We start from the raw sequence: 10,724 nt of genomic DNA on the forward strand, positions 1-10,724 counted from the left end.
CAGATGGCTGAGAATTCGCGCTTTCTCCGCACGTTCATGCGTATAACCGCGGAGGCCGCCAAAGTGTGGGGTCCAGCAGACCGGATCGATTCTGATACCCCAGTGGTCCACAAGCATGACGACGCCGAAAAGGCCTCGGAAGAGCAGCTTGCGGAAATCGAAGTGGAGCGGGATGCCGAAGGCCATGCCTATGCAATCCGCAAACGCCACGACGTGGCCTGAGGCCAAATCTCCCAATTAGCCAAAAAGAAAGACCGACGGCGGTTCCCGCGCAATGCGGAACCGCCGTCGGTCGTCGCTGGTCAGTACCGGATCAGCGCCCGGTGCCGCCGTAGACGGTGGCCTCGTCCTCGGAGTCCAGGCCGAAGGCAGCGTGGACGGCGCGCACGGCGGTGTCCAGCAGATCGGCGTGGGTGACGATCGAGATGCGGATTTCGGACGTGGAGATCATGTCCACGTTCACGCCCGCCTTGTGCAGGGCATCGAAGAACTTGTAGGAAACGCCGGGGTTGGAGCGCATGCCCGCACCGATCAGGGAGAGCTTGCCCACCTGGTCGTTGTAGTCGATGCTGTCGAACCCAACCGTGTCCTGGGAGGCCCGGAGCGCTTCCAGGGCTTCCTTCCCTTCCACCATGGGAAGCGTGAACGAGATGTCCGTCTTGCCGGTTCCCTTGGTGGAAACGTTCTGCACGATCATGTCGATGTTGGAGTGGGCGCCGGCGACAATGCCGAACAGCTCTGCCGCCTTGCCGGGGACGTCGGGCACGCCGATGATGGTGACCTTGGCTTCGGAACGGTCATGGGCCACTCCGGAAATGATGGGCTGTTCCATGGGTTCTCCCTCTTGGATCTTGATCTTGTCGTCGGGGTTGGGCAGCACCCAGGTCCCTTCGTTGGTGCTGAACGACGAGCGGACGTGCAGCGGGACACCGAAGCGGCGGGCGTATTCCACGCAGCGAAGGTGAAGGATCTTGGATCCGGAGGCCGCCATTTCCAGCATTTCCTCGCTGGAGATCTCGTCGATCTTCTGCGCATTGGTGACAACGCGGGGATCCGCGGTGTAGATGCCGTCGACGTCCGTGTAGATCTCGCAGGAATCGGCGTTCAGCGCCGCGGCCAGTGCCACTGCGGTGGTGTCGGAACCGCCGCGGCCCAGCGTGGTGATGTCCTGGCTTTCGCGGCTCATGCCCTGGAAGCCGGCCACGATTGCGATGTCGCCCTTCTCCAGCGCCGTCTTCACTCGGTGCGGAGACACGTCGATGATGCGGGCCTTGCCGTGGATGGCGTCGGTAATCATGCCGGCCTGGCTGCCGGTGAAGGACTGCGCCGTGGCGCCCTGTTCCTGGATGGCCATGGCCAGCAGGGACATGGAAATTCGTTCGCCGGCGCTCAGCAGCATATCCATCTCGCGTGCGCTGGGGGCGGAGGTAACCTGGTCAGCAAGATCAAGCAGCTCGTCGGTGGTGTCGCCCATCGCGGACACAACAACCACAACTTCGTTGCCGGCAGACTGCGTGTCGACCACGCGCTGGGCAACCCGCTTGATGCCTTCGGCGTCCGATACTGAGGAACCACCAAACTTCTGCACTATCAAGCTCATGCGCTCTCTAAACAACTCCTGGATTGGGGCCGACCGGCAGCCTGGCACGGTAGGCAATTGGGAAATCTGCCGATGCATACACGTCGGCTGCAGACGCACTCGGCAAGGAAAGTCTAGCGCCGCGGAGCTATCCGCGGTGAATAGATTTGAACAAACAGGCCAGTGTGACCTTCGGAAAATCGGGAACAACGACGGCGGCGGGCCGGCTTACGCACGGCAGTCGCCGCCGTCGTCGCTTGGGTTTTATCGGTGTCAGTGCGTGCCGATCTGGCCGTCGCTGCTGCCGAGCACGGCACGCAGGAATGCCTGCGTGCGTTCGTGCTGCGGGTTCGTGAACATGACGTCCGGCGTTGCCTCCTCGACCACGCGCCCGCCGTCGAACATCATGACCCGGTTGGAAACATCGCGGGCGAACTGCATCTCATGCGTGACGATCAGCATGGTGATGTCGGTGGTTTCGGCGATGTGGCGCAGAATGCCGAGCACTTCGCCCACAATCTCCGGGTCCAGCGCCGAGGTGACCTCGTCCAGCAGCAGGATGTCAGGATCCATGGCCAGGGCACGGGCAATCGCAACGCGCTGCTGCTGGCCGCCGGAAAGCTGCAGCGGGTGGGCGTTGGCCTTGCCCGGAAGCCCCACGCTTTCGAGCAGCTCCATGGCGCGCTTGGTCGCCTCCGCCTTGGACTGGCCGAGCACATGGACCGGCGCCTCGATGATGTTTTCCAGCACGGTCATGTTGGGAAACAGGTTGAACTGCTGGAAGACCATGCCGATGCGCTTGCGGATCTGTTTCTGGGCCTTCTCGCTGCGCGCAACGCGGTTGCCGTCCCGCAGTTCGTGCGTGAGCGGTTCGCCGTCGATGTAGATGTACCCGTCGCTGAGGCTCTCCAGCGTCATGACCAGCCGGAGAATGGTGGTCTTGCCGGAGCCGCTGGGCCCGATCAGGGTGACGCGGTCGCCCTTGGCCACCTCGAAATTGAGGTCCTTGAGGACCACGTTGTCGCCGAACCGCTTCTCCACGTTCTCGAACCTGATGGCCGGAACGGCGGCCGCGGTGCCGTTGCCGGCCGCGGGGTGGGGATCAGTAGTTGTAGGCAAGGCGCTTTTCCAATCTGGAGATGAGCAGGGATGTCGGGTAGCTGGCGAGCAGGAAAATCACGCCGGCCAGGGTGATGGCCTCCATATATCTGAAGTTGTTGCCGCCGAACGTGAGCCCGGCTCGGACCATTTCCACCACGCCGATGGTCAGCAGGAACGGGGTGTCTTTGAACATCGAGATGGCGTAGTTGCCCAACGCCGGAACGGTTGCCCGCAGGGCCTGCGGAACGATCACGGCCGTCCAGGCCCGCCGCTTGGACATGGACAGAGCGGTGGTGGCCTCCCACTGGCCCTTGGGCACCGAGTCGATGCCGGCGCGGTAGACCTCGGCCATGTAGGTGGAGTAGTGGATACCGAAGACCACGATGCCGATGGTCAGCGGCTCGACGGTCAGGAAGGTCCAGTACGCGAACAGCAGCTGCACCACGATCGGCGTCATCCGGATGAAGTCGCCGATGAAAGTGATGACGGCACCAATCGGTTTCGGCACCGACATGCGCAGGATCGCGATGAAGAGTCCGAGCACGGCCGCGATAGCGGTGCTCAGGACGGTGACAATCAAGGTGACCTGGACGAAGGCCACGAGCAGTTCGGGCAGTACTGCCCAGGCGGCGTCCCAATCCCATAAGCCGTTCATACTTTCCGGCCTCCTTCCGCTGCGGCGGTCTCCGGGGTCTTCGGGGTCAGCGCCTCGCGCAGCGATTCGCCGCGGCCGAGGCGGTGCTTGGCCCGTACCTCAAGAGCGTTCATGATCAGCGTCAGGATGTATGCGATGACGAAGTAGATCACCAGGCTCACGCCGTAGGCGAAGAAGGTGTCCGTCTGTTCGCGCAGCTGCTCGGTGTGGTAGGTCAGGTCGGCAAGGGTGATGAAGCTGACGATTGCCGTGCCCTTGAGCATGTGGATGAGGTAGTTCGTCAGCGAGGGAATCATTAGCGCCCAGGCCTGCGGGAAGATGACACGGATCATCTGCTGCGACTTGGACATGCTCAACGCCGTGGTGGCTTCCCATTGCCCGGTCGGAACCGAATTGATGGATCCGCGCACTACCTCGGCCGCGTAGGCGCCGTAGTTCAGCCCCAGGCCGAGGATGCCGCAGACCATTGCCGGCAGCTCCAGCCCGAGCTGCGGCAGAACGAAGAAGAAGAAGAACAGCTGGACTACCAGCGATGTGCCGCGGAAAAATTCCATGATCCCCCGGCATAGGCCGCGGAGCACAATGTTGTGCAGCCGCGAGCCCAAGCCGAGGATCACGGCGATAACCATCGCCAGCAGGGCGCCGCCGAGAGTCAGCTGGAGGGTAATCCCCAACCCGTCCAGGATCCTCGGCCACGCCTCTGCCAGCGCTTCGAAATTGCTTTCCATTAGGTGGACTAGCCCACGTCTCCGGAGCAGAGCTGCTCGGTGGTCAGGTCCTTCGGCGGGAGGTTTTCGGCGGTGAAGCCGAACTCGCCGACTACGTCCGTGTAGGTCTCTTCGGACTCGGTGATCTTGGCCAGTTCCGCGTTGTAGGCCTCCAGCAGTTCCGTGTCGCCCTGGCGGAAGACCGTGGCGCCGGCACCGATTTGCTCTACGCCGTCGATGACCTGGACAAAGGGTTCAGTAACCTCGATGCCGGCATCCGGGTTCTTCTCGGCCAGCCAGTTCAGGGAGATGGCCGTCATGGCGAACGCATCGGCGCGGCCTGCCGCGACAGTGTCCATGCCGTCCTGCGCGTTGCCAACCGACTGGACATCCAGGCCCAGCTTGTCGGCGTACCCGGCTTCAATGCCGCCGGAGAGAACGGCCAGTTTGATGTCCTCGCCGCCTTCTTCAGCAGCCACGACCGAATCCAGGTCCGTCAGGTTCTTCGGGTTGCCCTCCTGGACCATCAGCGCCGTGGTGTACATGATTTCCGGGTCGCTGAAAGCCGCCTGCTCGCAGCGCTCCGGCAGGATGGACATGCCGGCACTGACCACGTCGAACCGGCCTGCATTCAGACCCGGGATCAGTGCGTCCCAGTCCACCAAGAGTGCTTCAACGTTCTCGACGCCGAGCTCGCTGAAGATCTTCTCGTGCATGGCAATGGTCGCACCGGTCGGCTCGCCGCCTTCCTGGAAGGAGTACGGGGCCTCGCCCGCAATGCCAACGGTAACGGTGCCCGACTCCTGGATTTCCGCCAGCGTGTTGCCCGCAGCGGGGCTCTCTCCGCCGCCTTCGCCGCCCTGCTCGATCTGTCCGTCGCCGCAGCCAGCCATCAGCACCAGCGCCAGCACGCTCCCCGCGGCCATTGCCGCCCGGGACTTAGTAGTACGAGCGTTCATCATGTTCCTCTTTCGGTCGTGAAATGGGCGAAGCCACCCGGTCTACGCACATGCGCACCCCAGCCGACCCGACCCGAATTTGGGATGACTGAGGTCAACGCTAGTAATTTTCGTCACCACATACAATCTGCACGTCTGCATGTATGATTGTCGACAGCAGTGCGACCCGGAGGGTTTGACTCCGGTTACGGGCTAAATCCGCGTACTTCCGCGGATGTTGGCCCTCACACTTATACTGATTACGATTTGGCCACGATGCGGATTCGTCCCCAGCCTGTGCACTACTCAGGAGTAATCCAGGTGCCAAACGCAAGACACGTAAGGACCCAGATGCCCCATCCCTCTGCACACCGCAACGCGCCGGCCGTCCTGAGAGTGCATCGTCCCTCGACCGTGGACCTGATTGCCACGGAACTGCGCAACGCCATCTATTCCGGTGCGCTGGCCGTGCGTTCGCCGCTGCGCGAAGTAGAGATTGCCCGGCAGCTTGGCGTAAGCCGCAGCCCCTTGCGTGAAGCCGCCCAGCGCTTGGTCCAGGAAGGGCTGCTGACGGCCAAGCCGGGGCAGGGGATGCGCGTGGCCGTGATCGGCGAAGACCGGCTGGATGATCTGTTCGAGGCCCGAGTCGCGGTGGAGAGCCACGCGGCCCGGATGATCATCGATAAGCACGACGCCGCCGCCGTTGCTAAGGTTCAGCGCGCTTTCGACCATCTGCTGCGGGCGGCCGAAGGCAATGATGCCCGTGCCATCGGCGACGCGGATCTGGATTTCCACTTTGCCCTGGTCGACGCCGCGGACAACGCGCATCTGAGCCGCTACATGTCAACGCTGGTGGTGGAGACCCGGCTCGCGGCCTTCAGCAGCAAGCGCGGCTACATCGTGCGCAAAGACATTACCCAATCGCACCATGGCATCATGGCTGCCTTGCAGGACTGGGACGCTGAGGCCGCGGCCGATGCCATCAGGGAACACATGGTGGAAGCAGTGGACCGGCTGACCGGCGTGCTCGAAGAGCGGGGCGTTCACGTGGAAACTGTCACCGAGGAACCCGCTCCCGCAGGAGCCTACGCGCTGGGGCCGATCACCCAGCCGCTGACGGAGCTTTCCTGAACTTGGTTAACTGAGCTGGCGCCGACCTTCGAAGGCACGGCCCAGCGTCACTTCGTCGGCGTATTCCAGATCTCCGCCGACGGGAAGGCCTGAAGCCAGCCGGGTTACCTTGATATCGAAGTCCTTGAGCAGCCGCGCGACGTAGGTCGCCGTCGCCTCGCCCTCCAGATTCGGATCCGTGGCGATGATGATTTCCTGGACCTGGCCATCCGTGAGCCGGGTCAGCAGTTCCCGCATCCGCAGCTGATTGGGACCGACGCCGCCGATCGGATTGATGGCACCGCCGAGCACGTGGTAGCGGCCGCGGAAGGACCGGGTGCGCTCAATGGCCACGACGTCCTTCGACTCTTCCACCACACAGATTTGGGTGGGATCCCGTCGGGGATCACGGCAGATGTTGCACGTCTCCTCCTCGGAGACGTTGCCGCAGATCGAACAGAACTTCACCCGCTCCTTGACGTTGGTGATGGCCTGCACCAGTTGCTGCATGTCGGCAGGATCGGCTTCCAGGATGTGGAAAGCGATGCGCTGGGCTGACTTTGGTCCAATACCGGGGAGCCGGCCAAGCTCGTCGATTAGCTCCTGGACGGCACCTTCGTACACTGAACCTCAATCTCCAAACAGTCTAGGAACCGTCGAGGCTCTGCTCCTCAATCAACCGCCCGCCCAATATCCGTTCAATGGCGGCGCGGCCTACCAAGCCCGAGTCTTCGATGGCTAAGTCATCTTCACTGGGAATGTCCTCGACGTGACTCAAGTTTAGGCCACTGCCGCCTCTGCTGCCGAAGACTGGCCCGGCGGGAGTGCCGGCGGGCCGGCTTTGCGCTTCGGCAGCTCTGGCCTGGTTGAGCAGCCGCTGGTAGCGGCTCATGGGTTTATTGGGATCCGGCGCAGTAGCCGTGTCAGGCGTTTGGGCCGAAGTTGGAGCATCAGCGGGCGACGGCGCAGGGGTTTGGGATGCTGCCGGAGCCTGCGGGGATGCGGCCGCGGGGGGCGGTGATGGCTGCACCGGGACCTGCGGCCGCCTTGGCTCGAAGTCCGGGCCGGCGTCCCATTCTTCGGACGGCGGTTCCTCATCCGTGAAGGGAATGTCGTCGTAGGGAGATTGCGGCACGTTCGGCACACTCGGCGAAGCAGGCTTTTCAGGCTGCGGCCGGTCGGTTGCAGGACGTTGTCCGTTTTGCGCGGGGACTTGCGGCGCAGATGCTGCGCCGGAGGCCTGCGGCGGTTCCCATACCGTTGGCCTGGCGGCTGCCGGCTGCCCCTGGGCAAGGTGGCCGAATACCGGCCGTTCCCCGGGTGCCGGCGGCGGTACGGTCACCGGTTCCGCTGCTGCCACTGGACGGGGGGACGCAGCGGACGGTGCGCTTGCGGCGGACGGGGCGCTCTGCGCGGAGGCGCTGCTGGGAGCCGACGGGCTGCTCTGGACCGACTGTGCGCTTTGTGCAGACACGGCACTGGTGCCCGACGGACTGCTGGCGGGGGACGGGGCGCTTTGGGGGGACGTTGCACTGACCCCCGATGGTACGCTGTCCGCCGATGGCGCACTTTGCCCCGATGCCATACTGCTGGTGGAGGCCGCACTCTGTGCAGAAGGTTCGCTGAGCGCCGATGGGGTCCTGGCGGGGAGCGTGGTGGTTGCGGTAGCCGCGCTTGCTGACTGAATACCCACGGAGGCGGAGTTCGCGTCCGGGATGGGAGCCACGGGTCCCCACACATTGCCAACGTTCTGCGCAGGATCTGCCTGACGGTTCTGGGCAGGGCCGGCGGCAGGGACCGGCCTGTTCTGGCCGGCATTCTGCGCCGGGGCAGGCTCTGCCGCAGGCTCGGCAGGGGAGCCGGCGGCGGGCATGGCCGGTGCGGGCGCGTTCATAGTCCGTGGTGCCGCACCGTCTGCCGGCGGCTGCCAGCTAGTAGGTACTTTTGGGGCGGGTTCACCCGCTGCCCGGGCAGAGCCTCCGGCCGTAACGTCGATGGCACAGTCGACGCCGAGCACCTTGAAGATGCATTGTCTGAGGATTCCGGCGTTCTCCTGCTTGCTGCTGAACGCATTCATCGCACCGGAGTTCGAGAAGGCCACTGTCAGCGTCCGGCCATCGAAACCGGCAAGCGAGGTGTGTGGTTCAACTGTCATCCAGAGGAACTTCTTCTCGGTTTTCAGGACATCCATGATTTCCGGCCAGGCGCGGCGGAACATCTCCACTGATCCGGTGGCACCAGATGCAGCAGGGCGCTGTTGGGATGCCGCCGCCGGGGGGGCCGATTGTGCCGGCGCCGGAGCTGGGTGGCCTGTCGGCGCGCCCGGCTGCGTTGTGGGTCGCGGGCCTGACTGCGCGGAGGAAGAGGGGCCTGCTTGTGCTGCCGCGGGAGCAGCCGGCTGGCTTGGTGCAGGCTGTTGTGCCGGTGCCGGTGCCGGAGCTTGCTGGCCAGGTGCTGCCTGCTCCGCAGGAACTGCAGGCGCGGGGGCGGGCTTTGCCGGTTCCGGCTCGGGAACCGCACCCCAGGTGCCGCCCCAATCACGCGAGGCCGGCTGCTCTTCTGGCTGCGGTGCGGCAGGAGCCGGGGAAGCGGTGGGTGCCGGCTGAGGACCAGTCGGCACAGTCTCCTCGGCAGTTGGTTGCGGCTGCTGCCGCGGTTCCTCCGAGGGCTGGGTGGGAGTGTTCTGGGGTGCGGGCTGGGCGGGTGCCGGCGCCGGCTGCACGGGGGACGGTGCGTTCTGCGGCGATGGCTGCGTTTCTGCTGCCGGTACTGGTTGGGTGCGGGCGGCGCGGAGCGCTTCCCGGACCTGGGCCGCCCCGCTGGCACCTTCGGCACTTGGTACGGAAGGCGCGGATCCGGCGTCGTAATTGGTTTCTGCGGCGGGCGGAGCGTGGTTGGGCGCTCCGGCGGGCAGCTCCCCGGCATACGCGAGCCGGCGTTCGATCCGGTCCACGCGGGCCGCGACGCCTCGTTCGGCCTGGTCAGCGACCGGCAGCAGGATGCGGGCGCAGAGAAGTTCCAGATGCAGGCGCGGCGACGTGGCACCGGTCATCTCGGTAAGCGCCTGGTTGGTGATGTCCGCGGCGCGGGAGAGTTCGGAGGAGCCGAGCTGGTTGGCCTGGGTCTGCATCCGCGCGATCTGGTCTTCGGGCACACCGCGGAGGATGGCGTGGGCGCTCTCCGGCATGGCCTTGACGATGATCAGGTCGCGGAAGCGCTCAAGCAGGTCCTCGACGAAACGGCGCGGATCATGGCCGGTCTGCACCACGCGGTCCACGGCGCTGAAAACGGTGGAGGCGTCCTGGGCGGCGAAGGCATCGACGACGTCGTCGAGCAGCGAGGCGTGGGTGTAGCCGAGCAGGGAAACGGCCAGTTCATAGTCCAGCCCCTCGGGCCCGGCGCCGGCCATGAGCTGGTCCAGCACGGAGAGCGAATCGCGCACGGAGCCGCCGCCGGCGCGGACGACGAGCGAGAGCACGCCGGGGGCTACCGGCACGTTTTCCTGGTTGCACAGCAGTTCCAGGTACTGCATCAGCGGTTCCGGCGGCACCAGCCGGAACGGGTAGTGGTGTGTGCGCGAGCGGATGGTCCCGATGACCTTGTCCGGCTCCGTGGTGGCGAAGATGAACTTGATGTGCTCCGGCGGCTCTTCGACGATCTTCAGCAGGGCGTTGAAGCCCGCCGAGGTGACCATGTGGGCCTCGTCGATGATGAAGATCTTGTAGCGGTCCCGCACCGGGGCGAAGGTGGCGCGCTCGCGCAGATCGCGGGCGTCGTCCACGCCACCGTGGCTAGCGGCGTCGATTTCGATGACGTCCAGGCTGCCCGGGCCGCCGCGGCCGAGCTCGACGCAGGAATCGCATTGTCCGCAAGGGGTCGGCGTCGGGCCTTGGGCGCAGTTGAGGCAACGGGCCAGGATCCTGGCGGAGGTGGTCTTGCCGCAGCCGCGCGGGCCGGAGAACAGGTAGGCGTGGTTGACGCGGTTCTTCTGCAGAGCGGCCATCAGCGGATTGGTGACATGCTCCTGCCCAATAACGTCCGCGAAGGAATCGGGGCGGTAACGACGGTAGAGGGCTGTACTCACGATAAGAACCCTATCGGTTGCGGCTCGTACTTTGCATCAGGCATCCCGGCGCTGGGGATAGACGTAAAAGACCCCTCATGCACCTGCCAGAGCCCGCTTACCCTTGCTACCTTCCGGTCCTGGGGGAGTTCACGGGATGACACCACATGAGGGGCCGTCAAATAGTCTACCCGAGATGGACGGGTGGCTGAAAATCGTTCCGGCGCCGAGGGGATGGCAGTGACGTGCATCGCGCGATTCGCCACTTTCGGAAGCCGTCAGGTAGTCTTGTACCTGCTCTTGTTGAGCAAAACATCTGGAGGATTCGCCTAGCGGCCTATGGCGCACGCCTGGAACGCGTGTTGGGTTCACGCCCTCGGGGGTTCAAATCCCCCATCCTCCGCGGATAGGAAAAAGCCCCGCCCCTGTGGCGGGGCTTTTTCCTTTAATTGAGTGACTGTCCGCCGAGGCTCAGGCTTATAGGCAAAAAAGTGTGTATGACCCGGGCGTGTTTCATGGCCTGCCTGCCCATCCGGAGCGGATCCAGAGTCCTTCTTCGGCGACTAGGGCG

Annotated in this window: 9 protein-coding genes, 1 tRNA gene and 1 other RNA gene; 3 read left to right on the forward strand and 8 right to left on the reverse strand. The window is 64.6% G+C overall.

What is annotated here, in order from left to right; all coding sequences use genetic code 11:
- Window positions 1-3: 3 nt before the first annotated feature.
- Window positions 4-222: a hypothetical protein gene (locus tag AC5RWO_RS20640; RefSeq protein ID WP_074700099.1), complete on the forward strand. Its 219-nt coding sequence runs from the start codon at window positions 4-6 to the stop codon at window positions 220-222.
- 91 nt (window positions 223-313) lie between these two features.
- Here AC5RWO_RS20640 and AC5RWO_RS20645 read toward each other — a convergent pair whose 3' ends face one another.
- From AC5RWO_RS20645 to ehuB, 5 genes are all read right to left on the reverse strand, one after another.
- On the reverse strand, window positions 314-1,600 hold the full coding sequence (locus tag AC5RWO_RS20645; RefSeq protein ID WP_498733699.1) for an aspartate kinase: 1,287 nt from the start codon (window positions 1,598-1,600) through the stop codon (window positions 314-316).
- Window positions 1,601-1,852: 252 nt separating this feature from the next.
- Window positions 1,853-2,698, reverse strand: a complete 846-nt coding sequence (gene ehuA / locus AC5RWO_RS20650; protein ID WP_498733701.1) for an ectoine/hydroxyectoine ABC transporter ATP-binding protein EhuA — start codon at window positions 2,696-2,698, stop codon at window positions 1,853-1,855.
- A complete protein-coding gene (gene ehuD, locus AC5RWO_RS20655; protein WP_498733702.1) occupies window positions 2,682-3,335 on the reverse strand; it encodes an ectoine/hydroxyectoine ABC transporter permease subunit EhuD in 654 nt (217 codons plus the stop codon). The genes ehuA and ehuD overlap by 17 nt, the downstream gene beginning before the upstream one ends.
- Window positions 3,332-4,063 (reverse strand): ectoine/hydroxyectoine ABC transporter permease subunit EhuC, encoded by a 732-nt coding sequence (ehuC, locus tag AC5RWO_RS20660; RefSeq protein ID WP_498733704.1) that lies wholly within the window; start codon window positions 4,061-4,063, stop codon window positions 3,332-3,334. The genes ehuD and ehuC overlap by 4 nt, the downstream gene beginning before the upstream one ends.
- An 8-nt stretch (window positions 4,064-4,071) precedes the next feature.
- Window positions 4,072-5,001 (reverse strand): ectoine/hydroxyectoine ABC transporter substrate-binding protein EhuB, encoded by a 930-nt coding sequence (ehuB, locus tag AC5RWO_RS20665; RefSeq protein ID WP_498733706.1) that lies wholly within the window; start codon window positions 4,999-5,001, stop codon window positions 4,072-4,074.
- Window positions 5,002-5,331: 330 nt separating this feature from the next.
- On the opposite strand from ehuB, the gene AC5RWO_RS20670 reads away from it, so the two are divergent.
- Entirely contained in the window at window positions 5,332-6,111 is a 780-nt protein-coding gene (locus AC5RWO_RS20670; protein WP_498733707.1) for a GntR family transcriptional regulator, read from the forward strand.
- Window positions 6,112-6,117: 6 nt separating this feature from the next.
- Here AC5RWO_RS20670 and recR read toward each other — a convergent pair whose 3' ends face one another.
- From recR to ffs, 3 genes are all read right to left on the reverse strand, one after another.
- Window positions 6,118-6,714 (reverse strand): recombination mediator RecR, encoded by a 597-nt coding sequence (recR, locus tag AC5RWO_RS20675; protein ID WP_498733709.1) that lies wholly within the window; start codon window positions 6,712-6,714, stop codon window positions 6,118-6,120.
- Window positions 6,715-6,736: 22 nt separating this feature from the next.
- Window positions 6,737-10,174 (reverse strand): DNA polymerase III subunit gamma and tau, encoded by a 3,438-nt coding sequence (locus AC5RWO_RS20680; protein ID WP_498733711.1) that lies wholly within the window; start codon window positions 10,172-10,174, stop codon window positions 6,737-6,739.
- A gap of 63 nt (window positions 10,175-10,237) precedes the next feature.
- Window positions 10,238-10,333: signal recognition particle sRNA small type (gene ffs / locus AC5RWO_RS20685), an RNA gene on the reverse strand.
- A gap of 138 nt (window positions 10,334-10,471) precedes the next feature.
- Between ffs and AC5RWO_RS20690 the strand changes: the two genes are divergently transcribed.
- Window positions 10,472-10,556 (forward strand) — tRNA-Ser (locus AC5RWO_RS20690).
- Window positions 10,557-10,724: the final 168 nt, after the last annotated feature.

Source organism: Arthrobacter sp. B055-34 (assembly GCF_059090425.1).

Excerpts from the sequence above, each read along its gene's own strand:
- AC5RWO_RS20640 (WP_074700099.1), top strand. The coding sequence starts at position 4 with ATGGCTGAGAATTCGCGCTTTCTCCGCACGTTCATGCGTATAACCGCG.
- AC5RWO_RS20645 (WP_498733699.1), bottom strand. The coding sequence starts at position 1,600 with ATGAGCTTGATAGTGCAGAAGTTTGGTGGTTCCTCAGTATCGGACGCC.
- ehuD (WP_498733702.1), bottom strand. The coding sequence starts at position 3,335 with ATGAACGGCTTATGGGATTGGGACGCCGCCTGGGCAGTACTGCCCGAA.
- ehuC (WP_498733704.1), bottom strand. The coding sequence starts at position 4,063 with ATGGAAAGCAATTTCGAAGCGCTGGCAGAGGCGTGGCCGAGGATCCTG.
- ehuB (WP_498733706.1), bottom strand. The coding sequence starts at position 5,001 with ATGAACGCTCGTACTACTAAGTCCCGGGCGGCAATGGCCGCGGGGAGC.
- AC5RWO_RS20670 (WP_498733707.1), top strand. The coding sequence starts at position 5,332 with ATGCCCCATCCCTCTGCACACCGCAACGCGCCGGCCGTCCTGAGAGTG.